The sequence below is a fragment of the Arthrobacter sp. EPSL27 genome (genome assembly GCF_001512305.1).
In the GTDB taxonomy this organism is placed as follows: Bacteria; Actinomycetota; Actinomycetes; order Actinomycetales; family Micrococcaceae; genus Arthrobacter.
The window spans coordinates 386,430-409,505 of record NZ_LNUT01000004.1; the positions used below are offsets into that span (position 1 = coordinate 386,430).

The window sequence follows — 23,076 nt, forward strand, 5'->3', positions numbered from 1 at the left end:
TTCCTGAAAGGACAAGCCTTTGGCTTACCTGAACCACACCCCGGCCCAGACCTCCGCACCGGTCAGGATCGGACTCATCGGCTCCGGCTGGATGGGCGCCTTCCATGCCGAGAGTATCGCCCGCCGGGTCCCCGGCGCCGAGCTGGCCGCCATCGCGGACCCCAATGTGGAGTCGGCCGCGGCGCTGGCATCCGCCCTGGGAACGGCCAAGGTGACAGCCGACGCGGCCGACATCCTGGCCGACCCGGAGATCGATGCCGTGATTATCGCCAGCCCGGCACGCTTCCACGCGCAGCTGATCGGCCAGGCCGCCGCCGCCGGAAAGCACGTGTTCTGCGAGAAGCCGGCCGGCCAGGGCCTCGATGAACTCGACGCCGCCCTGGCCGCCGTGGAGGCAGCCGGAGTGCACTTCCAGATCGGCTTCAACCGCCGGTACGCGTCGGACTTCCAGGCCGCAAAGAAGGACCTCGCGGCCGGCACCGCCGGCACACCCCAGCTCCTGCGCTCGCTGACCCGGGACCCGGGGACGGGAAGCATTCCGCACGCGGCCAAGGTCCCGGCCTGGACCGTCTTCCTGGAAACCCTCATCCACGACTTCGACACGCTGAACTGGTTCAACGAAGGCGCCGAGCCGGTGGAGGTCTACGCGGTTGCCGACGCGCTGGTGGAACCCGGGCTGCGCGAGCAGGGCTTCCTGGACACCGCCGTCGTCACCATCCGCTACAGCAACGCTGCTATCGCCGTGGCCGAGGCAAACTTCAGTGCCCTCTACGGCTACGACATCCGCGGCGAAGTCTTCGGCTCCAAGGGGATGGTGCAGGCAGGGCGCGCCACGGAAACCGCCGCCCGGCGCTACACAGCCGACGGAATGTCTGCCGACACGCCCCGGCTGAACGTCGAACTGTTCCGCGATGCCTACACGGATGAGCTCGCCGACTTCGCCGCCGCCGTCCGGTCACAGCGGGACGGCCGCAGCGACGATGCCGCGCCGTCCGCCGCCTCGTACACACTGACGCCCGGCGCGGCGGACGCCCGCCGCGCGCTTGCCGTAGCGCTCGCCTGCATCGAGTCGGTCAAGAGCGGGGCTCCCGTAGGGGTCAAAACAGCAGGCGTCCCAACAGCGGCCGTTACCGAGACGGCAGCCCTCTGATGCGGCTCGCCGTCTGCGCGGAGATGGTCTTCACCGACCTCCCGTTCACCGAGCGGGTGCGCCGGATCCACGACGCCGGTTTCGACGTCGAGCTTTGGGACCCGCGGACCACAGACATCGCCGCCCTGAAGGCCACCGGGGCAACTTTTTCCTCCATGACGGGATACACCGCCGGCAGCCTGGTGGACCCCGAGACCGCCGACGAGGTGGTGCGGACCGCCGAAACACTGATCCCCACGGCCCTGGAGCTCGGCGTAAGCCGGATGGTGGTGCACCCGGCGGAACTCGTCGACGGCCAGGCGGCACGCCCGGCCTACCGGTCCACCGGCCAGATGTGGATCACCGGCGCCCGCACCCTGGAACGGCTGGGCCGGCTGGGCGAGAAGCACGGGGTGACCTTCTGCCTCGAGAACCTCAACACCATCCTGGACCACCCCGGCATCCCGCTGGCCCGCGCCATGGACACCCTGGCGCTGGTGCAGGCTGCCGGGCACCCCAACGCCCGGCTCATGCTGGACCTGTACCACGCCCAGATGGGGGAGGGGAACCTGATCGAGCTGGTCCGGAGCGCCCTTCCGTACCTCGGAGAAATCCAAGTGGCGGATGTGCCGGGCCGGTGCGAACCCGGGACCGGCGAGATCAACTACGCCGCCGTCGCCAGGGCCCTCGCGGACGCCGGCTACGACGGGACCGTGGGCATGGAAGCCTGGGCCAGCGGCGACAGCCAGGCTGCCCTGGATGCCTTCCGGGCAGCGTTCACCGTCTCCGCAGACCGAGTGAAGGCGGAAGTATGAAAGACGTCGTTCTCGGACTGGTCGGCGTGGGGCGCATCGGCGTCATGCACGCCAAAAACATCGCCGCGCTCAACGGCACCTTGAACCCGCAAGGCATCAATGTCCGGCTCCGGCTCACCGACGTCGCCGCAGACCATGCCCGGGCTGTGGCCGCCGGGCTCGGGGCCGAGTTCCTGCCCTCAGTGGAGGCGCTCCTGGCCTCCGGACTGGACGGCCTGGTCATCGCCACCGGAACCGGAACCCACCCGGACCTGATCAAGGCCGGGGTGGACTCCGGCGTCCCGGTTTTCTGCGAAAAGCCCGTTGCCCTGAACGTGGCGGATGCCCTGCCGTTGCTGGGCTACATCCGGGAACGGAACGGCGTGGTGCAGATCGGCCACCAGCGCCGTTTCGACGCCGGATACCTGGAGGCCCGGCGCGCTTACCAGGCCGGGGAACTGGGCTGGATCCACTCGCTGCGCGCCGTCACCTGCGACATGGCGCCGCCGCCGGTCGAGTTCCTGGCCAGCTCCGGCGGGCTGTTCCGGGACTGCTCGGTCCATGATTTCGACATTCTGCGCTGGCTGACCGGCCGCGAAATCGTCGAGGTCTATGCCAAGGGCTCCAACAACGGGGACCCCGCCATCGGGGCTGCCGGTGATGTGGACACGGCCCTTGCGCTGGTGACGTTCGACGACGGCACCGTCGGCACGGTCTCCGCCACCCGGTACAACGGCGCGGGACACGACGTGCGGCTGGAAATCCAGGGTTCACGCAGTTCGATCATGGTGGGCCTGGACGACCAGGCGGCCCTGGCCTCAGCCGAACCAGGGGTCACCTTCCCGTCCGGGGACCCGCACCGCACTTTCGCCGAGCGCTTCGAGGCGGCCTACCGTTCCGAGATGGCAGCCTTCGTTGAACTCATCCTCGGCCGCCGGGAGAATCCCTGCACTCCGGATGACGCTGTGGCCGCCTCCCGGGTGGCGGACGCCGCCCAGGAATCCCTCGCGGCCGGGGTGCCGGTCCGGGTGGTCCAGGCCGTGTCCCGCTGACAGCGCCGCAGGTCCGACCCCGCTAATCAGACACCCAGATCAAAGAACCCCGGAGCCCATCGGGCTCCGGGGTTCTTCTGTACTCCGGCGTTCTTCTGTTCAGGGATGCAGCTGCGGGCTTCAGGCGCCGAACGGCAGCCGCGGGTCTACGTCCTGGCCCTCCCAGGTCTGGCGGATCCAGCCGTGGTGCGGGTCGTCGCTGATAAGCCAGTCGCGCACCGGGCCGGGGCCCGCCATCACGTTCAGGTAGTACAGGTCGTAGCCCGGCGCGGCCATGGCCGGCCCGTGCCAGCCGTAGGGCACCAGGACGACGTCGCCGGTGCGCACCTCCGCGGAGACGTCGATGGGGCGCTCGTCCGAGGCGTAAACCCGCTGGTAGCCGATCGCGTCGTCCCCGCCCGGCCGGGCGGGAGCGCCGGGGGAGACCCGGGTCTCGAAGTAGTAGATCTCCTCCAAGCTGGTCTCGCCGTCCTTCTCCTCGTCGTGCTTGTGCGGAGGATAGGAGGACCAGTTGCCGGCCGGAGTGAGGACCTCGCAGACGATAAAGCGGTCCGCCTCCAGCGCCGCGGGGGTGCCGAAATTGTGGACCTGGCGGGAGCAGTTGCCGGCGCCGCGCAGTTCCACCGGCGTCTCGGCAGCGGTGATCAGGCGGGTCGGGTAGGAGGCATGGGCCGGGGCAGTGGCGATGGCGACGCGCCCGCCGTCGGCCGAGCTGATGGTCAACGCCTTGCCGGTTCCGGTGTAGAGCACGTCGCTGGGGCCGCTGAAGACGCTTTCGCGGCCGGCCAGCCGGTACTTCTCGCCGTCGACCGCGGCCGTGAAGGAGCCGCCCAGCGGCACCACAATGCGTTCCTCGCCCGCGGCGGGAAGCTCGACGGCGGCTCCAGGGGCCAGCGTGGCGACCTTCAGGCCGGTGTGCGCCCAGCCCGGTACGTCCAGTGCGGAGTCGGTGGTCCCCAGGGATACGTCCCAGGGGCCGTGGGCGGCGGTGCCGAGCGGATAGACCCAGTTGGCCATAAGTTCTGCCCTTTCTTGTCGCGCCGGAGGGCTGCGCGGGGATTGACGGGTGGTGGAGTCCACGGCAGGGCGGTGCGCCGTGTCCGGCCGCCCCGCCTGCCGGAGGCCTACCTTTGGACGAGCGTCATTTCGAAGCTGTAGGAATCCGCCCGGTACACGTGGTGACCGGTCTCCACCTGGCGTCCGGTGTCATCCACGGCGGTGCGCTCCATGGTGACCAGGGCGGAGCCCGGGGTGGTTTCCAGCATGGAGGCCTGGTAGTCGTTGGCGATCACGGCACCGATCCGCTGCGACGCGAGCCGGAAGTTCACGCCGCCGTTGCGGAGGATGCCGTAGAGGCCCTGCTCGGCAAGCAGCGCTTCATCGATGGCGGTGATGTCGTCGCGGACCCAGTTCTCCATCAGGGCCAGGGGTTTCCCACCGACTTTCCGGAGCCGGGTGAAATGGTAAACCTTTGCGCCGGCGGGAAGCTGCAGGGCCGTGCGGGTCGCGGCGTCGGCCTCGTCGTGGGAGAAGCTCAGCACCTCGGTGGTGGGCGTGCTGCCGTTGTTGCTGAGGTCGTCGAAGAGGCTGGAGAGTTCGAGGGGGCGCCGGACCTGGCTGGAGACCACCTGCGTGCCCACCCCGCGCTTGCGCACCAGCAGGCCCGAGCGGACCAGTTCGTCCATGGCCTTGCGCATGGTGGGCCGGGACAGGTTCAGCTGGGCGGCGAGGTCAATCTCGTTGTCGAGGCGGCTGCCCGGCGGCAGCAGGCCGCCGTGGATCGCGGCTTCGATGCCTTGCACCACCTGGTGATACAGCGGCACGGGGGAGGACCGGTCGATGTTGAGGTTAAGCTGATTCGTCAGTTTCTGTGCCACCACGACTGTTGCGCTCCCTTGTGCCCCGGACCGGAAACCGGTGCGGCTGCCAGTACTTTGTCGGCAGTATTGTCCGCGTATGTTCGCTTGATAGGACATACTGCCTAAGTCGATAGTAGCAGGGCGTCAGGCACGCTGTCAGGATTGAATGCGCCCCGAATTGCCGGACCGGCACACGTCGGCAAAGGCCCGGAACGGTGCCAGCCGCTGCTCGGCCGGCAGCTCCAGGGCCTCCGGGTGCCACTGTACGGACGCCACCCAGCGGTCCGGGTCCTCCAACGCCTCGACGGTGCCGTCCTCGGCCACCGCTGTGACCACCAGTCCGTCCGCCACCCGGGCCACGGCCTGGTGGTGGCCGGAGGCGATCTTGACCGTGACGCCGCCGGCGCCGTGGCCCTCCCCGTGCTCCTGGCCGCCGTTCTCTTGGCCGCCGGATCCCGCGGTTCTGCCGTACAGGCCGGCCACCTTGGTGCCGCCCCGGACCTCCACCTCGTGCCAGGCCCACGGCCCCGCGCCGGGCACGGGCACGGGGACCGGTTCCCGGTGCGGCACGGTGCCGGGGTCCATGTCCTGGAGCAGCGTCCCGCCGTAGAGGACGTTGAGCAGCTGGTGGCCCCGGCAGATGCCCAGCACGGGCAGGCCGGCGTCGATCGACCGCCGCGCGATGGCAAGGTCCAGGCCGTCCTGCGCCTGGCTGACGTCGTAGCAGGCGTCCCCCGGTTCCTCGCCGTAGAGCCGGGGGTCCAGGTCGCCGCCGCCCGGGAGGACGACGCCGTCGAGCGCCTCCAGCGGCTCCTCCGGCGAGGAAAGGAGCACCGGTTCGCCGCCGCCGTCGCGCACCAGTTCCACGATGTAGTCGAAGAGTTCGTTGGCCTCCGCCACCCGCGGATCAGGGTCCGACGAGCTGCTGAGGCGGACGGGAATGCCGATGCGCGGCCGGCTGCTGCGGGGGAGGGGCGGAGTCTGCATGATTCATTCTGCACACATGCGCCGGGTCTAGGATTGCCGGATGACGAACCGATATCTCGTGTCCCGCAGCCGCTTCATCGCGGCCGCCCCGGAAGCCATCTTCGACGTGCTCGCCACCCCCGCGCTGCACAGCGTGATTGACGGCTCGGATACCGTCAAAGGCGCCCAGCCGCGCGGCCCGGAGCGGCTGTCCCTGGGGGCGAAGTTCGGCATGGAGATGAACATCCTGCTCGACTACAAGATCCTCAATACCGTGTGCGAGTTCGAGGAGGGCCGCCGGATCGCGTGGCGGCACTTCGGCGGCCACATCTGGCGTTACCTGCTGGAGCCCGCCGTTGACGCCGCCGGCAGGCCCGGCACCACGGTCACCGAGCAGTGGGACGCCCGGCACGTGCCCGCACGGATCCTCCTGCGCCTGCTCGGTTACGTCCGCCGGCACCCGGCCAACATCGAGCAGACGCTCGCCAAGCTGGACGCCTACATGAGCTCCGAAACCGCATCCAGCACCGGGTCCGCCCCGGACCAGCTCCGCTAGGGGCCCCGGATGAGTGCCGCCCGCAGCCTGCACCCGAGCCCCCGGACGCTGGAGGTCGAAAGCCTGGACAGCTTCGACCGGCTGGTCGCGGCCGGGGCGAGGTCCATGCAGGGCTGGCATGCCCAGTCGCTGGACCTGCGCGGACGATCGGCGCAGCTCGCCGCGATGCAGGCGCAGGGCGGGATCTTCCTGGGCTGCACGTTCGACGACGGCGTGGAGGATCTGCTGCGCAGCCGCGGCGCCCTCATCTTTCCGCGGCTTGAGGCGGTGCCGTTCAACCCTTACCGCGGGCGGCTGTACACGCCGCAGGAGCTCTACGAGGGCATTACCGAGACACGCTACGAGGACACCCCGGATGCCAGGGTGTACCAGTGGAGCATCCGCCCCGGCCAGCGGCACCGCCTGGACGCGACCCTGGCCGCGGCGCTGCACGACCACTCGATCGGCGATGCCCTCGATGACCTGACCCGCTCGGATCTCTGCGTCGGCCGGACCATGGTGGGCGTCATGGGCGGGCACGCGGCGCACCGCGGATCAGCTGTTTTCGAGGAGGCCGCCCTGCTGGGGCGCCTGCTGGCCCGGGACGGCCGTGTGGTTGCCACCGGCGGCGGCCCCGGCACCATGGAGGCAGCCAACCTCGGCGCCTATCTCAGCGAGGCCCCGGAACAGGACTTCAGGCGGGCGCTGGCTGACCTTGCCGCAGTGCCCGGGTTCCGCCCGTCCGTCTCGGCGTGGGCACGGTCCGCCGCCGCCGTCGTCGAACGCCACCCGGAAGGAGCCCCGTCGCTGGGGATTCCCACCTGGTTCTACGGGCACGAGCCGCCGAACTTTTTCGCCACGCACATCGCCAAGTACTTCGCGAACGCCATCCGCGAGGCCATCCTGCTGGAGCTGTGCAACGGCGGCATCGTCTTCCTGCCGGGCTCCGGGGGCACCGTGCAGGAGATTTTCCAGGACGCCTGCGAGAACTACTACGGCACCCCGGAAACCATCACGCCGATGGTGCTGGTGGGCGAGGAGCACTGGCTGCGGCGCTACCCGGCGTGGCCCCTCCTGCAGAGCCTCGCGGCGGGCCGGCAGATGGAGCGCCGGATCTTCCTTGTGGACACGGTGGAGGAAGCGCTCGCGGTCCTGGACCGGTAGGTGCCTAGAGGTCCTTGCGGCACTGCGCTTTGCCCAGTTCGTACAGGCCGTTCAGGTCCCCGGCGGCCAGGCCGTCCGGCGCGCCGATCTCCGGGTACATCAGCTGGACAGGATCGTCCACGTGCTCCAGCCCCATCACATGGCCCAGCTCATGCAGGATCACCGCGGTGGCATACGCCGCGCCGTCCTGCCGGCCCAGCTCCTCGGCGATCTGCGGGGCGTCGAGTTCCAGGCTGCCGGTGACGAAGCTCTTGGGGCCGTCGCCAAAACTGAAGTGGGTGCTGCCCCCGGTGCCGATCACCGGGCCCTTCAGCTGCGGGGCTTGGTCCGGGGTGGTCCAAGTGATCAGCAGCGGTGCCCAGCGTTCCCCGTAGGCCTCCGGCTGGTAGGGGACCCGGGTCGGTGAGGGCTCCTCGGTGGTGGCGCCGTCGGCGACGAACCGGATGCCGGTGGCCGTGGAGATCGTCCTGATCGCGTTCTCCACCAGGTTCTCGGCGCCCTCCGGGGCCAGTGCCGCGTTCACCACGTAGTGCAGCGGCCGGCACGGCGAATAGCCCACCGGAGTGCCGTCGTCGTTGACGGCCAGGAACCTGTAGGAGCTGCTGGCGACGGCCGGCTTCTGCGGATGCCCCAGCGGCTTGTCCTCCTCCTCGACACCGGGCGGCGGAGTGTCCGTCCGGAGTTCCTCGGGGGCAGCCGGCTGGCCGGGCTGGCCTGCCATCGCGGTGCCGTGCCCGGTGCCGCGGCTGACTTCGAAGAGCCCGGAGAAGCGCGGATCCCCGTAGATGAAGCCGGCGGCCACAAACGCCGCGCCGGCAATCAGGGCAGCGGCGGCGAGGCCGCGGACAATGCGCCAGGTGGTGCGGGAGCGGCTGTGCCGCGGGGTGCGGTCCCGGAACTCCGGACCGTCCACTAGGCCACCACAGCGCCGAAGGCCAGTCCCAGCAGGTACGTCACGGCAGCGGCGCCCATGCCGATCGCCAGCTGGCGCAGGCCCCGGGTGGTGGGGGAGGTGCCGGAGAGCAGGCCCACCACGCCGCCGGTGAACAGCAGGGCGATGCCCACCAGCACGGCGGACACCACCAGCGCCGCGATGCCGGTCATCCCGAGGACGAACGGCAGGATCGGCACAATGGCGCCGGAGGCGAAGAAGCAGAAGCTCGACGCCGCCGCGCTCCAGGCAGTGCCGACGGCCTCGTGCTCGTCGTGGGACTCCGGGACGTCAGGCTGCAGGGACAGGCTGGGGTCGCAGTCGCAGTCGAGCAGGCCCATCCGCTCCGCGACGCGGTGCTCGGCGGCCTCCCGGGACATGCCGCGGGCCAGGTACACCAGCAGCAGTTCGTTGTGCTCGATGTCCAGGGACGGGGCGGCGGCGAGGGTGATCTGGGTGGGCCGGGTGGCGGCCAGGAGTTCGCGCTGAGAGCGCACCGAGATGAACTCGCCCGCTCCCATGGACAGTGCCCCGGCCAGCAGGCCGGCGACGCCGCTGAGCAACACCACGGAACTTCCCACACCGGAGGCCGCCATGCCCATGACCAGGGAAAGGTTGCTGACCAAACCGTCGTTTGCTCCGAAGACGGCGGCCCGGAAGGTGCCGGCCAGCCGGTTCCGGCCGCGGGTGGCCAGGCCTCGGACCACTTCCTCGTGGATTTGTTCGTCGGCCACCATGGCCGGGGTGGCGGAAGGGTCGTTGGCGTACGGGGACCGGCTTTCGGCGCGCTGCGCGAGGGCCAGGACAAAGACAGAGCCGAAGTGGCGGGCCAGGAAGCCCAGGAGCTGGCTGCGCAGCGATGCGGGGCGGGGGCGGCCGGCGTGTTCACCCAGCAGCTGGAGCCAGTGCGCCTCGTGGCGGCCTTCGGCGTCGGCGAGGGCAAGGAGGATGTCGCGTTCTTCGCCGGTGCGGTTCTGGGCGAGGTCCCGGTAGACCGCGGCCTCGGCCCGTTCGTCGGCGAGGTACTGGCGCCACCGCCGGATGTCCGCGGAGCTGGGCGCTGCGGCGGGTGCCGGCGGCTCCGGGTTTGCGGCGGGGGTGCCGGGGCCGGGTGCGTCCTGCGGGGACTCCGGGCGGCTCGGGTCGTGCTGGAACGGGTCAGATGTGGCGTGCTGGGACACGGAAGCTCCTGGGCTGGAAAGGGCATGGTTCGGCCCCGTTGCGTAACCAGCGTACCCCGTCTTTCCGCGGATTTTCGGCCGGTGATCCTCAGTAGGGAGTTTAGGCAAACCGTAAAAAGCCCGGTGCCGCGGGGCGGTCCGGGCCGGCCGGAGCGGCCGTGCGCGGGAGGCCTTGACCGTCCGGGTCCGCGGTGTTCGAATGAAACCCCAGGGCGGGTTCTCCGGAACCACAGCCGCCACAGCCGTTCTACGGAGGTTGCAACATGGACAACATCGGCTCACGTCCGATCCAGCCGGCCCGGGATTCCCTTGAGTCAGATCCCGCGTACGACTACGCCGAGGACGCTCCCGTCAGTGACACCGGCGAGACCGAGGAGGAGGAGCTCCTGGAGGAGGCCGACCGGCTGGTGCCCTTGGACGCGGAGGACTTCCTGGGCGATGAGAAACCCGTGGTGCCCCTGGAGGGGGAGGAGTTCCTGGCAGCGGAAGAGGAAGAGTGACCACCCTCCCGCTGTCCTGAATGTCATGACCATAACGTTCTGCCGATAAACGCCCGACGGCGGCGCCCCCGCGAAGGGAGCGCCGCCGTCGGGCGTTGTGCAGTGGCGTTGGCCTTAGAGAGTCAGGACCCCTAGTGGGTCAGGACCTCTAATGGGTCAGGACCTCTAATGGGTTAGGACAGGGGCCTGTTCCTCTTCGGCGGCGCCGCCGGCCACCCTGCGGCGCCAGTTGGCCATGACCGCGGGGTCTGTCGGCTTGGTCAGCAGGGACACGGCAATGTAGACCGCCGCGGACGCCAGCAGGCCGTAGTAGATCGGCTCGTTGGCGTAGATGCCGTCCAGCGGGACCTCGGCGTTGATCTCCAGAATGATCATGGTGCCGAGGGTGATGACCGAACCCACCGCCATGGAGGCGGCTGCGGCGGCACCGGTGCCGCGCTTCCAGACCAGCCCGCCGAGGATGGCGACGAGGAGCCCGCCCACCAGGATGTCGTAGGCGATGGTGAGGGCCGCCACCACGTCTTGCGTGACGATGGCGATGACGATCGCGACGATGCCGAGCCCCAGGACCCACATGCGGTTGGCGCGGACGTCGTGCTCCGGGTTGTCCGTGTCATCGGTGTTGATGTTTTTGCCGAACCAGCTGGCGACGAACGGCAGGACGTCGGCGCGGGCCACGGTGGCTGCGGCGATCAGGGCGCCGGACGCCGTGGACATCATGGCGGCGACGGCGGCGGCGAGCACCAGGCCGCCGATGCCGATGGGCAGCAGGTTGGTGGCAACCTCCGCGTAGACAACGTCCTTGCCGAGGGCCTTGACGTCGATGTCCGGCAGCGCGACGCGGGCGCCGAGGCCGATCAGTGCGCCGGCGGCACCGTAGAGGATGCAGTAGATGCCGGCGGTGGCGCCGCCCCAGCGGGCAACCGCGGGGGTCTTGGCGGTGAAGACGCGCTGCCAGATGTCCTGGCCGATCAGCAGGCCCAGGGTGTAGACGACGAAGTAGGTGATGATCGTCTGGACGCCGATGCCGTCGATCTGGAAGAAGCTGGCGTCCACCCGTTCGCGGATGCCTTCGAAGCCGCCGGCGGCGTTGAGCGTGAACGGCAGCATCAGCAGGAAGATGCCGACGGTCTTGATCACGAACTGGACCTGGTCGGCGAGGGTGATGGACCACATGCCGCCGATGGTCGAGTAGACCAGGACGATCGCGCCGCCGACGGCGATGGCGACCGCGCGGTCCCAGCCGAAGAGGACCACGAAGATGGTGGCGTAGGCGCCCGTTGAGGTGGCGCAGAGCATCAGCGTGTAGGCCAGCATGACGATGCCGGAGGTCTGGGTGGCGCGGCTGCCGTAGCGCAGGCTCAGCATCTGGGACACCGTGTAGATCTTGAGCTTTTGGATGGTGCCGGCGAAGAGCAGGCTGAGCAGCAGCACGCCGGCGCCGATGGCGACCACCAGCCACATGCCGGAGATGCCGAACTTGTAGCCCAGTCCGACGCCGCCGACGGTGGAGGCGCCACCGAGCACGACGGCGGCCATGGTGCCGGTGTAGAGGAACGGGCCGAGGCGGCGGCCGGCCACCAGGAAGTCGCTGTTGTTCTTGGTGCGGGATTTGCCCCACCAGCCGAAGGCCAACATGGCGATCAGATACACCACCACTATGGCGATGTTGACGAAACTTGCGTCCATTTAGGGCTCCTCAGAGCGGTTCGGAGCACGGCTGACCAGCCGGTGACCAGATGGCAACCGGGGCCAGGTGCTTCTTGACGGGTACGGTGACGGATTGCCGGCGGATAGACCCGGGGTCGGGACGGCTCCGTGTTTTGGCGGTGATTGCCCATTAGGCAACAGTTGTTGCCACACAGTATGTTGTGATCCGAGTAACAGTCAAGACGCATTACGCGTCGCGGGCGGATCAGGCGTGCCGGGGATGCGGCCGCGTCTAGTATTGCTCCAACAATGGGGCCAAGCGCCGGCCGGGAAAGGTTCCTACATGAAGGCTCTACCAGTTGAACCGAGCAACGTTCCTGTTGCGATCGGTTCCCGGATCCGCGCCGCGCGGCAGTCCCAGCGGCTCACCATCGAGCAGGTTGCCGACGCCACCGGGCTGACCAAGGGGTTCCTCAGCCGCGTGGAGCGCGACCTCACCTCGCCCTCGGTGGCGTCCCTGGTGACGCTGTGCCAGGTGCTCTCCATCTCGATCGGCGATCTCTTTGCCGCCCCGGAAACCCATCTGACCAAGAAAAACGAAGGGCCGCGGATCTCGCTCGGCGGCGAGGGGATTGTGGAGCGGCTGCTGACCGCACGGTCGGAACGCCGGGTGCAGATCATCCAGGCCGTGATCGAGCCCCGCGGCCGCGGCGAATCGGAGCTGTACGCGGTGGACTGCGACGTCGATGTGCTGCACGTGGTCCGGGGCAGCATCCGGCTCATCCTCACCAATGAGGAGTTCGAGCTGCACACGGGCGACACCGTAACCTTCCCCGGCCGCGAGCCGCACACCTGGGTCAACCCGACGGATGACGCCGTTGAGGTCCTCTGGGTCCTGGTGCCCGCCGCGAGCCGGTAGCTTCCCCGCCTGTGTCAGGCGGCGGCGCGGCGGCCCAGCGCGGCGCGGATCTCGGCCACGACGCGCTCGGGCTCAAACCAGATGTGCTCCGGCATGTAATGGAGCGAGGCAAAACCGCCCAATGTTGAGGCGTTGTTCCGGTTCAGGTCCCGGCGCATGTCCGCCCGGCGGGAGTGGAATGCGAAGCCGTCCACCTCCACGATCAGGAACCCTTCGAGCAGGAAGTCCACCCGGCCGATCCCCGGCAGGTAAACCTGGGCGTCGTAGCCGATCCCGTTGGCGCGGAAGAGGTGCTGGGCATCGACCTCCACGATGGATTCGGCCCGGAGGTCCAGTTCGTGCAGTGCCTTGCGGACCCGGCCGGACCGGTCGGCGGTCAGCTGGTCCTTCAACAATGCCAGCGGGACGCCGTGCAGGCGCAGGGCCGACGTCGCGATGGCCGTCGACGCCGGGGGAGCGAGGCAGGTCATGGCGTGCAGCACCACGTCCTCGACTGCGGCCACGGGCAGCGCCGGATGGGGCGCGAACCGGACCGTCCGGTGGCGGATGAAGCCGCTGCCGTGGCCGTGGTTGCAGGCCAGATGGTGCTGCGCCGGAGGTCTGCGGAGCCACAGGCCGTAAGTCTCTGCCGCGCTGGCACAGCTGACCCGGGCGTTGCAGAGAATTGCCGCTTCGAACTCGGGGCGGCACCCCGGAACGGCGAACACGCCGCGCCGGGGCTGGCGGACCCCGGAGGCCACCAGGTGGCTGAGGTCCGTCCGGGAGTAGCCCGCGGCCAACAATTGCCCGGTCCGGGCGACGCCGCCCACGTGCCTGAGGTAGTCCGCGATGTCCATGACACCAGTACAGGTCGCCCCGGACACCCGCGAAACCGGCCATCAGTGCTATCTGGATAAACGGGCTATCTGGATAACTGGCATCGACGGCGGGCGGCGCTCCTGCCCAGTTACCGGCCGCGGCGCCACGTCCGCCGGCCGCGCAACCTTGGATTCCCGCGATTTGTCCCGGCCCGGCCGCGGTGCGCGGGCCAGTAACTGGGCAGGAGCGTACGACTGCGGGGATCGCCGCCTCCCGGCGTCCGCGCAGGTCAGCGAGAAGTAAACATTTGATGCGCATCAGGCAACTTCGAGTGTATGATGGCTGTCACACCCGTCGGTCAGTCCTTGAAGGAGAGGCTTCTTTTGGAAGAGCTGCGCATCGAGGCCAATGGCAACCTTGGCCCCATCGATTCATCCCGCATCCCGCGCTACGCCGGAGCCGCCACCTATGCCCGCCTGCCACGGCTGGACCAGGTCGCCAAGGCCGACGTCACAGTGGTGGGCGTCCCCTTCGACTCCGGCGTCTCCTACCGCCCCGGAGCCCGCTTCGGCTCCAACCACATCCGTGAGGCCAGCCGCCTGCTCCGCCCGTACAACCCGGCTTGGGACGTCAGCCCCTTCGAAAATATCCAGGTGGCCGACGCCGGCGACATGGCCGTCAATCCCTTCCACATCAACGAAGCGATCGAGACCATCCAGCAGAACGCGCTGGACCTGACCGCCTCCGGCAGCAAGCTGCTGACCCTCGGCGGCGACCACACCATCGCCCTGCCGCTTCTCCGCGCCGCCGCGGAACGCGCCGGTGAGCCCGTCGCCATGCTGCACTTCGACGCGCACCTGGACACCTGGGACACCTACTTCGGTGCGGAGTACACCCACGGCACCCCGTTCCGCCGCGCAGTCGAGGAAGGCATCCTCGACACCGAGGCCATCAGCCACATCGGGACCCGCGGCCCGCTCTACGGCAAAAAGGACCTCGACGACGACCACCGCTTCGGCTTCGGCATTGTCACCTCCGCCGACGTCTACTACCAGGGCGTGCTTGAAACCGTCGCCAAGGTCCGCGACCGGATCGGCAACCGTCCGCTCTACATCTCGGTGGACATCGACGTGCTGGATCCCGCGCACGCGCCCGGCACCGGTACCCCGGAAGCCGGCGGCATCACCAGCCGCGAACTGCTGGAAATCATCCGCGGCTTCCGCGGCATGAACCTGGTGGGGGCCGACGTCGTCGAGGTCGCCCCGGCCTACGACCACGCGGACATCACCGGCGTCGCCGCCAGCCACGTGGCCTATGAACTGGTGACCCTCATGGCGGACAGCGCCGTCGACGGCGACCGCTTCGGCGCCGCCAACGGATACGCCGCACAGGCCCTCGGCCAGGAAACCCGGCGCCCTGCCGGCTTCGAGGCTCCCACGGCCCGCGTGGAAAGCAATGCCCAGCGCGTGGAAACCGGGGTCTCCCGATGACCGGCGTACGCAACGGCGGCGACCTCGTCGTCGAGACCCTCGAAGCCCTCGGTGCCAAGACCGTCTTCGGCATCCCGGGCCAGCACGCCCTGGGCCTCTTTGACGCCATGGGCCGCGGAAACCTGCACTTCGTGTCCTCCCGGGTGGAGAACAACTCCGCCTTCGCCGCGGACGGCTACTCCCGCGCCACCGGAGAAGTGGGTGTCCTCTTCCTCTCCACCGGCCCCGGCGCGCTGACGTCGCTGGCCGGGCTGCAGGAGGCCTACGCCACCGGCGTTCCGATGGTGGTGGTGGCCAGCCAGATCCCGCTCGAAGGACTCGGTGCGCGCCGCAAGGGCATGCTGCACCAGCTCGATGACCAGAAGGCCTCGGCCGCGAACGTCACCAAGAGCCAGCGGCTGATCCAGCACGCCTCCGGCATCCCCTCGGCCATCCAGGACGCCTGGACCGAGGCCATCTCCTCGCCGCAGGGCCCCGTCTGGCTGGAAATCCCGCAGAACGTCCTGCTGGACCCCATCATGGTGCCCCCGGTGGAGGACGCCCTCGCCGAGGCTGCCGACAACCCGCCGCGCGTCGAACTGGTCCGCGAGGCCGTGAGATGGCTGGCGACGGCGGAACGCCCCGCCATCATCGCCGGTGGCGGCACGCGCCGCGGCCGGGCCGAGAAGTCGCTGCTCTCCATCGCGGAGAAGCTGCGGGCCCCGGTCATCTGCACCCCCGGCGGCAACGGCGCGTTCCCGTGGAACCACGAACTCTCGCTGCAGTCCTGGATCGAGGACCAGTACATGACGGAGGTGCTCGAGGACGCCGACGTGCTGATCGTGATCGGCTCCTCCCTCGGTGAAGTCACCTCCAACTACTTCACCTTCGAGCCGCGCGGCAGGATCATCCAGATCGACGCCGAACCCCGGGTGCTGGAGTCCAACCGCCCCGGCCTGGGGATCAGGGCCGACGCCGGGCAGGCCCTCGCCGCGCTCGACGCGGCCCTGACAGAGCCGCACGCCGAGCGTGCCGACTGGCACGGCACCCCACCCGAGGCCTTGGTCAAGGAAACCCTGGCCAAGGTCAAGGCCCGGCTGGAATCCCAGGACCTTGGCAAGGAGCTGAAGTTCATGGCGGACATCCGGGAAGCCGTGCCCGCCACCATGCAGACGTTCTGGGACATGACCATTTCCGCCTACTGGGGCTGGAGCTGCTGGGACGCCCGCGAGGGACAGTTCCACTCCGCCCAGGGCGCCGGCGGACTCGGCTTCGGCTTCCCCGCGGCGATCGGTGGCGCCGTCGGCCTGGAAACAACCGGCCACGATGCAGCCGGCAAGTCCGGGGGATCGTCCCGGGTGCTCGCAGTCTCCGGCGACGGCTCGGCGATGTACTCCATCTCTGAACTGGCCACCGCGAAACAGCACAATGTTCCGGTGACCTGGCTGATTGTGGACGACGGCGGCTACGGCATCCTGCGCGAATACATGGTGGGCGCCTTCGGCAAGGCCACCGCCACCGAGCTCGCGCGCCCGGACTTCGTCAAGCTGGCCGAGGCCTTCGGGGTTCCGGCCGTCCGGGTCGCCCCCGAGGATGTAGGGGACGCGCTCCGCGCCGGGTTCGCCGCGGACGGACCGAACGTCGTCGTCGTAGAAACCCTGCTCAAGATGTTCGCCCCCACCCATCTGGAGGCCTGACCCGGGGCGGCGCACCAAGCCCAGCCCCGCTAAAAACGGCCCAACGCGGACCGGCAGCACTGCTGCCGGTCCGCGTTGGGCGTTTAAGCCCGCAACCGCCCCTGCCAGGGTTAGTTTCCCAAAGTAACTAATCTCCTGCTATATTTGTTGCCTTAGGCAAGCAAAGCCAGCAGGAGGAAGCCAGCATGGCCGTCGCGCCGGATACCGCCGCCGAACTCGTCCACCAGATCTTCGACCTCCAGCGCGCAGTCCGCTGCGTGGCTGCCGTGAAGCTGCGCGGTGAGGATACCGGCGTCGCCCTCCAGGGCGTGCTGCGCTTTGTGGGGGAGGGGGAGTCCCGGGCCACCGCCCTGGCGGAGCGGCTCGGCGTCAGCGCCCCCGTCCTGAGCCGGCATATCGCCGAACTGGAGGAGCAGGGCTTCGTGGTCCGCAGGCCCGACCCCCTGGACGGGCGCGCGCAACTGGTGGCCCTCTCCGCGTCCGGAGTCGAAAAGCTCCGGTCCATCGAGGAACAGCGCGCCGCCACCCTCCTTGAGTTCCTGCAGGACTGGAGCGAACAGGACGTCGAGCAAACCACCACCACCCTGCAAAAACTTGCTGAGTCCCTGAGGACAGCAGCCCGGGCAACGACGGCCGGATCCACCACCACCGACCTTGTTTGAGGAGCGCCCCATGACAGCAACCGTTGAGAAACCACCCGCACCGCAGGCGGCCATGACCCACCGCCAGATCATGGAGGCCCTGACGGGCCTCCTGGCCGCGTTCTTCACCGCGATCATCAGCAGCACCATCGTGGCGAACGCGCTGCCCACCATCATGTCCGAGCTCCACGGCACCCAGACGGACTTCGCCTGGGTCATCACCGCGGCCCTCCTCGCGAACGCCGCCACCACGCCGATCTGGGGCAAGCTGGCGGACCTGTTCAACAAGAAGCTCCTGGTCCAGCTCAGCATCGTGGTCTTCGTGGCCGGGTCCGTCATGGCGGGCCTGTCGGAAACCATCCCGCTGCTGCTGACCGCCCGCGTGATCCAGGGTGTGGCCATGGGCGGACTGACCGCGCTGGCCATGGCCATCATCGGCTCCATCATCCCGCCCCGCGACCGCGGCAAGTACTCCGGCTACATGGGCGCGGTGATGGCCGTGGGCACCGCCGGCGGCCCGCTGCTGGGCGGCTTCATCGTTGACAGCCCGCTGGGGTGGCGCTGGACCTTCTTCGTCTGTGTCCCGCTCGCCGTCATCGCCCTCATCCTTCTGCAGATCACCCTGAAGCTGCCGCACGTCAAGCGCCCCGCCAAGATCGACTGGCTCGGATCCGTCCTGCTGACCTCCGGCGTGAGCCTCCTGCTGATCTGGGTGTCCTTCGCCGGCAACCCGGACTATTACGACTGGTGGTCCTGGCAGACCGTGGCCATGGTGGGCGGCGGCATCGCACTGCTGGCACTCCTGGTCTTCGTAGAGTCCAAGGTGCCGCAGCCCATCATCCCGCTGAAGATCATCTCCCAGCGCACCACCGCCCTGGCCATCCTCGCCTCGGTCGCCGTCGGCGTCGGAATGTTCGGCTCCTCCGCGTTCCTTGGCCAGTATTTCCAGGTGGCGCGTGGCGCGTCCCCCACCGAGGCCGGGCTTCTCACCCTGCCCATGATCGCCGGAAACCTGATCGGATCAGTGGTCTCCGGCCAGCTGATCAGCCGCACCGGGAAGTGGAAGCGGTACCTGATCGCGGGCTCTATTCTGCTGGTCGGCGGCCTCGGGCTGACCGGAACCATCGACCACACCACCGAACTCTGGCTGACCGGCATCTACACCGCGATCCTGGGCATCGGCCTGGGCCTGCTGATGCAGAACCTCGTCCTGGCCGTGCAGAACACCGTGCGTGCCAGCGACATCGGAACCGCCAGCGCCTCGGTCGCGTTCTTCCGGTCCGTCGGCGGCGCCATCGGCGTCTCCGTCCTGGGCGCCGTCATGGGCAACCGGGTCAAGGAACTCGCCACTGAGGGCCTCGCAGCCGCCGGCATTCCCGTCAGCGGCGGAGCGGGCGCCACCATGGACCTCAAGGACATGCCCGAGCCTGTCCGCGAGATCATGCGGGCCGCCTACGGCGATGCCACGGCCCAGATTTTTATGATCTCGGCGATCGTCGGCCTCGTTGCCCTGGTGGCGATCCTCTTCATCAAGGAAGAGCCGCTGCGGCGCACCGTGGACATTGTCAGCCCTGCCAAGTCCGACGGCGGCCCGGCCCCGTCCGCTGCGACGGCGGTGGAGTCCGCGGCCCCCGCCTCGGCTGCATCAGCCAGCTCCGTCGCCGGAACGGGGATCGTGGACCTCGACCGGGAATTCGTGGACGTCCTCAGCCGGGAACGCGAGAGCCAGCACCGGGCGAACTGACGCCCGGGGTGCCCGGCACCCGGAAAAGTACGCCGTTTGGATGATTTTCCGTGCCCGATGTTCCCAGCCGGCCGGTGGTTTCGTAGAGTTGGATGGCTATGGCTGTCGGCCCCCTTTGCTAGTAATGGGAGCATCCGGTTGAGGTTCCCTTGCCAGATACTTCACCAGCCTCAACTATTCGGTATTTCCTCAAAGGACTCGTGGGCATGCTTGTCACTCTTATACGGCGCTACTCGAAGCCGTATCTGCCGTACATCTGGGCAGTGGTACTTTTCCAGCTCGCCTCCACCATCGCGGCGCTGTACCTCCCCAGCCTCAACGCCCAGATCATCGACGAGGGGGTGTCCCGCGGCGACACGGACTACATCTGGCGCACAGGCGGGGTGATGCTGGGTGTCGCCCTGGTCCAGGTCGCCACCGCGATCGCCGGGGTCTACTTCGGCTCCAAGGCCGCCATGGCGTTTGGCCGCGACCTGCGCCGCGGGGTGTTCCGCAAGGTCACCAGCTTCTCCGCGAAGGACGTCAACGTCTTCGGCGCCCCCACCCTGATCACGCGCGGCACCAACGATGTGCAGCAGGTACAGATGCTGATGCTGATGGGCCTGAACTTCATGGTGGCCACACCCATCATGTGCATCGGCGGCATCGTGATGGCCGTCCGCGAGGACCTCAACCTGTCCTGGCTGGTCTGGGTCTCCGTTCCGGTCCTGGTGGTGGTGGTCGGGTACCTCGTGGTCCGCCTCATGCCGCTCTTCCGGTCCATGCAGGCGAAGATTGACCGGCTCAACGGCATCCTCCGCGAGCAGATCATCGGCATCCGCGTGGTCCGCGCCTTCGTCCGCGAACCGCACGAGGCCCAGCGTTTCGGCGCGGCCAACAAGGACCTCACCGACGTGTCGCTGAAAATCGGCGCCCTCTTTGTCCTCATGTTCCCTGCCATCGGCATGATCCTCCACGTCTCCACCGCCGCCGTGCTGTGGTTCGGCGGCCAGCGGGTGGACGCCGGCGAAATGCAGGTCGGCGCACTGACGGCGTTCCTGCAGTACCTGCTGCAGATCCTCATGGCCGTCATGATGGGCACCTTTATGGCCATGATGATTCCGCGCGCCTCGGTCTGCGCGGACCGCATCGGCGAGGTGCTCGACGTCGAACCCTCCATCCACGAGACCCTCACCCCCGTGACGCCGGCCGAAAAAGCCGGCCGGGTCGAGTTCCGGAACGTGTCCTTCGCCTACCCCGGCGCCGAAGCGCCGGTGCTCAGCAACATCAGCTTCACGGCCGAACCCGGGCAGACGGTAGCCATCATCGGCTCCACCGGCGCCGGCAAGTCCACCCTCCTGGCACTGCTGCCCCGCCTGCACGACGCCGCCTCCGGGGAAGTCCTGCTCGACGGCGTCCCGGTCACCAACCTGGACCGGGCGGAGATCACCCAGCGCGTCGGCATGGTGCCGCAGCGGCCGTACCTGTTCTCCGGAACCATCGAGCACAACCTGCGCTTCGGCAAGCCCGACGCCACCGACCAGCAGCTGTGGGACGCCCTCACCGTGGCCCAGGCCGCGGACTTCGTGCGCGAGAAAAAGAACGGCCTCGACTCCCGGATCGCCCAGGGCGGCACCAACGTCTCGGGCGGCCAGCGGCAGCGGCTCTGCATCGCCCGGGCGCTGGTCACCGAGCCCAAGGTCTTCCTCTTTGACGATTCCTTCTCCGCCCTCGACGTCGCCACCGACGCCCGGCTCCGCAAGGCCCTCAAAGCGAAGACCGCCGACGCCACTGTGATCATCGTGGGCCAGCGCGTCTCCACCATTGCCGATGCGGACCAGATCCTGGTGCTCGACAACGGACGGATCGTGGACCGCGGCACGCACGAACAGCTGCTGCAGAGTTCCGCGACCTACCAGGAAATTGTCGAATCCCAGCTGACCGCGGAGGCCGTGGCATGAGCACCGACCAGAACGTCTCACCGCAGTCCGCTGCGCCGGAGCCGGACGAGGACTTCTTCGAAGAGGAATACCGTCCGGGCGAAGCCGACGGCGGCATGTTCGGCGACCTTCCGGCCAAAAAAGCCCAGCACTTCTGGCCCTCCGCGAAGCGCCTGATGGGGCTGCTGAAACCCGAACGCGCCGGCATCATCGCCGTCCTGGCCATGGTGACGGTCGCCGTCGTCCTGAACGTGGTGGCCCCGCGGATCCTCGGCCAGGCCATGGACGTGATCTTCGGCGGAGTCGTCGGCAAACAGCTGCCCGCGGGCGGAACCAAGGAGCAGTTCGTCGACGGCCTGCGCGCCCAAGGCCAGGACAACTTCGCGGACATGCTGTCCACCATGGACGTGGTCCCCGGCGCCGGCATCGACTTCCAGAAACTCGCGTTCCTCATCAGCGTTGTCCTGCTGATGTACTTCGTCGCCAACATCTTCCTGTGGCTGCAGGGCTACGTCCTGAACATCCTGGTGATGCGGGTGGTCCGCAAGCTGCGCGACGACACCGAAAAGAAGCTCAACAGGCTGCCGCTGAACTACTTCGACACCCGCCAGCGCGGCGACATCCTCTCCCGGGTCACCAACGATGTGGACAACATCCAGCAGGCCCTGCAGCAGGCCTTCGCGCAGCTGGTGAACTCGGCCCTGACGGTGATCGGCATCGTCATCATGATGTTCATCGTGTCCTGGCAGCTGGCCCTGATCGCCCTGGTCGCCCTGCCGCTCTCGGCCGTGGCCGCCGGCATCATCGGCGCCCGCAGCCAGAAGCTCTTCGCCGCCCAGTGGAAGAACACCGGCGAGCTCAACGGCCAGATCGAGGAATCGTTCTCCGGCCACGACCTGGTCCGGGTCTTCGGCCGCGACGCCGACATGCTGGACCGCTTCGACGAGCGGAACGAGGCCCTCTACAAGGCCAGCTTCGGGGCGCAGTTCGTATCCGGCATGATCATGCCGGTCATGCAGTTCATCTCCTACCTGAGCTACGTCGGCATCGCCGTCGTCGGCGGCCTGCGCGTTGCCTCCGGCGGAATGAGCCTGGGCGACGCCACTGCGTTCATCCAGTACTCGCGCGAGTTCACCCAGCCGCTGGGCCAGATGGCGGGCATGGCGAATATGCTGCAGTCCGGCGTCGCGTCCGCGGAGCGGGTCTTCGAGTTCCTCGACGCCGAGGAACAGGACGCCGAAACCGCCACGGAGCACCTGCCGGCCAAGACCGACGGCCACGTCGAGTTCCGCAACGTCACGTTCAGCTACACCCCGGACAAGCCGCTGATCGAGGACCTCTCCTTCACCGCGGAGCCCGGCCACACAGTGGCGATTGTCGGCCCCACCGGTGCCGGCAAGACCACCCTGGTGAACCTCGTGATGCGCTTCTACGAGCTCCAGGGCGGCAGCATCACGCTGGACGGGGTCGACATCACCCAGCTGAGCCGGTCCGAGCTGCGCGCCAAGGTGGGCATGGTGCTCCAGGATGCCTGGCTCTTCGGCGGGTCCATCTACGACAACATCCGCTACGGCAAGCTGGACGCCACCGAGGAGCAGGTGATGGAGGCGGCGAAGGCCACCTTCGTGGACCGGTTCGTCCGGGCCCTTCCCGACGGCTACAACACCGTCATCGACGAGGAAGGCAACAACGTCAGCGCCGGCGAGAAGCAGCTGATCACCATTGCCCGGGCATTCGTGGCCAACCCCTCCCTCCTGATCCTGGACGAGGCCACCAGCTCCGTGGACACCCGCACGGAGGTGCTGGTCCAGAAGGCCATGGCCGCCCTGCGCACCGACCGCACCAGCTTTGTGATCGCCCACCGCCTCTCCACCATCCGCGACGCCGACACCATCCTTGTGATGGAGGCCGGGCGGATCGTGGAGCAGGGCGCCCACGCCCAGCTGCTGGACCTCAAAGGCGCCTACTACCGCCTGTACATGTCCCAGTTCGCCGGCGAGGATGCCGAGGCAGCCTTCTCGGTAGACCCGGAACATGACGCGACGGCGGTGCACAGTTGAGCGCCGCCGGCGGTGCGGCGCCGTCCGCAGAGTCAGAGTCCGCAGAGTCACAGTCCGTAGAGGGGTCC

20 protein-coding genes are annotated in these 23,076 nt (G+C 68.6%); 13 read left to right on the top strand and 7 right to left on the bottom strand.

Going from position 1 to position 23,076, the window contains the following annotated elements:
• Positions 1-19 precede the first annotated feature (19 nt).
• The 3 genes from AR539_RS06560 to AR539_RS06570 are packed head-to-tail and all read left to right on the top strand — an operon-like array spanning position 20 to position 2,975.
• Positions 20-1,150, top strand: a complete 1,131-nt coding sequence (locus tag AR539_RS06560; RefSeq protein ID WP_082699222.1) for a Gfo/Idh/MocA family oxidoreductase — start codon at positions 20-22, stop codon at positions 1,148-1,150.
• Entirely contained in the window at positions 1,150-1,944 is a 795-nt protein-coding gene (locus AR539_RS06565; RefSeq protein ID WP_066433885.1) for a TIM barrel protein, read from the top strand. The genes AR539_RS06560 and AR539_RS06565 overlap by 1 nt, the downstream gene beginning before the upstream one ends.
• A complete protein-coding gene (locus AR539_RS06570) occupies positions 1,941-2,975 on the top strand; it encodes a Gfo/Idh/MocA family oxidoreductase (RefSeq protein ID WP_066433887.1) in 1,035 nt (344 codons plus the stop codon). The genes AR539_RS06565 and AR539_RS06570 overlap by 4 nt, the downstream gene beginning before the upstream one ends.
• A gap of 120 nt (positions 2,976-3,095) precedes the next feature.
• On the opposite strand, the gene iolB is transcribed toward AR539_RS06570, so the two are convergent.
• The 3 genes from iolB to AR539_RS06585 all read right to left on the bottom strand — a co-directional run bounded on the left by iolB (position 3,096) and on the right by AR539_RS06585 (position 5,821).
• On the bottom strand, positions 3,096-3,992 hold the full coding sequence (gene iolB, locus AR539_RS06575) for a 5-deoxy-glucuronate isomerase (protein WP_066433889.1): 897 nt from the start codon (positions 3,990-3,992) through the stop codon (positions 3,096-3,098).
• A gap of 107 nt (positions 3,993-4,099) precedes the next feature.
• The gene (locus AR539_RS06580; protein WP_066436184.1) at positions 4,100-4,840 is read right to left on the bottom strand and encodes a GntR family transcriptional regulator; all 741 of its coding nucleotides are present in this window, start codon (positions 4,838-4,840) and stop codon (positions 4,100-4,102) included.
• A 150-nt stretch (positions 4,841-4,990) separates the two neighbouring features.
• On the bottom strand, positions 4,991-5,821 hold the full coding sequence (locus tag AR539_RS06585; RefSeq protein ID WP_066433891.1) for a gamma-glutamyl-gamma-aminobutyrate hydrolase family protein: 831 nt from the start codon (positions 5,819-5,821) through the stop codon (positions 4,991-4,993).
• A gap of 40 nt (positions 5,822-5,861) precedes the next feature.
• Here AR539_RS06585 and AR539_RS06590 point away from each other — a divergent pair, with 40 nt between their 5' ends.
• Positions 5,862-6,356 carry an SRPBCC family protein gene (locus AR539_RS06590; protein WP_066433892.1) on the top strand — a complete coding sequence of 165 codons (495 nt, stop codon included), beginning with the start codon at positions 5,862-5,864 and terminating at the stop codon, positions 6,354-6,356.
• Positions 6,357-6,365: 9 nt separating this feature from the next.
• A complete protein-coding gene (locus tag AR539_RS06595) occupies positions 6,366-7,499 on the top strand; it encodes an LOG family protein (protein ID WP_066433895.1) in 1,134 nt (377 codons plus the stop codon).
• A gap of 4 nt (positions 7,500-7,503) precedes the next feature.
• On the opposite strand, the gene AR539_RS06600 is transcribed toward AR539_RS06595, so the two are convergent.
• Both AR539_RS06600 and AR539_RS06605 read right to left on the bottom strand, forming a co-directional pair.
• Positions 7,504-8,412, bottom strand: coding sequence for a matrixin family metalloprotease (locus AR539_RS06600; RefSeq protein WP_066433897.1), 909 nt, complete (start codon positions 8,410-8,412; stop codon positions 7,504-7,506).
• Entirely contained in the window at positions 8,412-9,611 is a 1,200-nt protein-coding gene (locus tag AR539_RS06605; RefSeq protein ID WP_066433899.1) for a VIT1/CCC1 transporter family protein, read from the bottom strand. Before AR539_RS06605 ends, AR539_RS06600 begins: the two co-directional genes overlap by 1 nt.
• Before the next feature lie 263 nt (positions 9,612-9,874).
• Here AR539_RS06605 and AR539_RS06610 point away from each other — a divergent pair, with 263 nt between their 5' ends.
• Positions 9,875-10,111: a hypothetical protein gene (locus AR539_RS06610; protein WP_066433902.1), complete on the top strand. Its 237-nt coding sequence runs from the start codon at positions 9,875-9,877 to the stop codon at positions 10,109-10,111.
• Between the two features lie 165 nt (positions 10,112-10,276).
• Here the strand turns inward: AR539_RS06610 and AR539_RS06615 are convergent, their stop codons facing one another.
• Positions 10,277-11,800, bottom strand: a complete 1,524-nt coding sequence (locus tag AR539_RS06615; RefSeq protein ID WP_066433905.1) for a sodium:solute symporter — start codon at positions 11,798-11,800, stop codon at positions 10,277-10,279.
• 304 nt (positions 11,801-12,104) lie between these two features.
• On the opposite strand from AR539_RS06615, the gene AR539_RS06620 reads away from it, so the two are divergent.
• Positions 12,105-12,680 carry a helix-turn-helix domain-containing protein gene (locus tag AR539_RS06620; protein WP_066433908.1) on the top strand — a complete coding sequence of 192 codons (576 nt, stop codon included), beginning with the start codon at positions 12,105-12,107 and terminating at the stop codon, positions 12,678-12,680.
• Positions 12,681-12,694: 14 nt separating this feature from the next.
• Here AR539_RS06620 and AR539_RS06625 read toward each other — a convergent pair whose 3' ends face one another.
• On the bottom strand, positions 12,695-13,516 hold the full coding sequence (locus AR539_RS06625; protein ID WP_066433911.1) for a type IV toxin-antitoxin system AbiEi family antitoxin domain-containing protein: 822 nt from the start codon (positions 13,514-13,516) through the stop codon (positions 12,695-12,697).
• A 345-nt stretch (positions 13,517-13,861) separates the two neighbouring features.
• Between AR539_RS06625 and speB the strand changes: the two genes are divergently transcribed.
• From speB to AR539_RS06655, 6 genes are all read left to right on the top strand, one after another.
• A complete protein-coding gene (gene speB / locus AR539_RS06630; RefSeq protein WP_066433913.1) occupies positions 13,862-14,968 on the top strand; it encodes an agmatinase in 1,107 nt (368 codons plus the stop codon).
• Complete coding sequence (locus AR539_RS06635; protein WP_066433915.1) at positions 14,965-16,644, top strand: thiamine pyrophosphate-binding protein; 1,680 nt, start codon at positions 14,965-14,967, stop codon at positions 16,642-16,644. The genes speB and AR539_RS06635 overlap by 4 nt, the downstream gene beginning before the upstream one ends.
• A gap of 185 nt (positions 16,645-16,829) precedes the next feature.
• Complete coding sequence (locus AR539_RS06640; RefSeq protein ID WP_066433918.1) at positions 16,830-17,306, top strand: MarR family winged helix-turn-helix transcriptional regulator; 477 nt, start codon at positions 16,830-16,832, stop codon at positions 17,304-17,306.
• Between the two features lie 10 nt (positions 17,307-17,316).
• Positions 17,317-19,029 (top strand): MFS transporter, encoded by a 1,713-nt coding sequence (locus tag AR539_RS06645; RefSeq protein ID WP_231728512.1) that lies wholly within the window; start codon positions 17,317-17,319, stop codon positions 19,027-19,029.
• 206 nt (positions 19,030-19,235) lie between these two features.
• Positions 19,236-20,969 carry an ABC transporter ATP-binding protein gene (locus AR539_RS06650; protein WP_066433927.1) on the top strand — a complete coding sequence of 578 codons (1,734 nt, stop codon included), beginning with the start codon at positions 19,236-19,238 and terminating at the stop codon, positions 20,967-20,969.
• A complete protein-coding gene (locus AR539_RS06655) occupies positions 20,966-23,008 on the top strand; it encodes an ABC transporter ATP-binding protein (protein WP_066433930.1) in 2,043 nt (680 codons plus the stop codon). The genes AR539_RS06650 and AR539_RS06655 overlap by 4 nt, the downstream gene beginning before the upstream one ends.
• Positions 23,009-23,076: the final 68 nt, after the last annotated feature.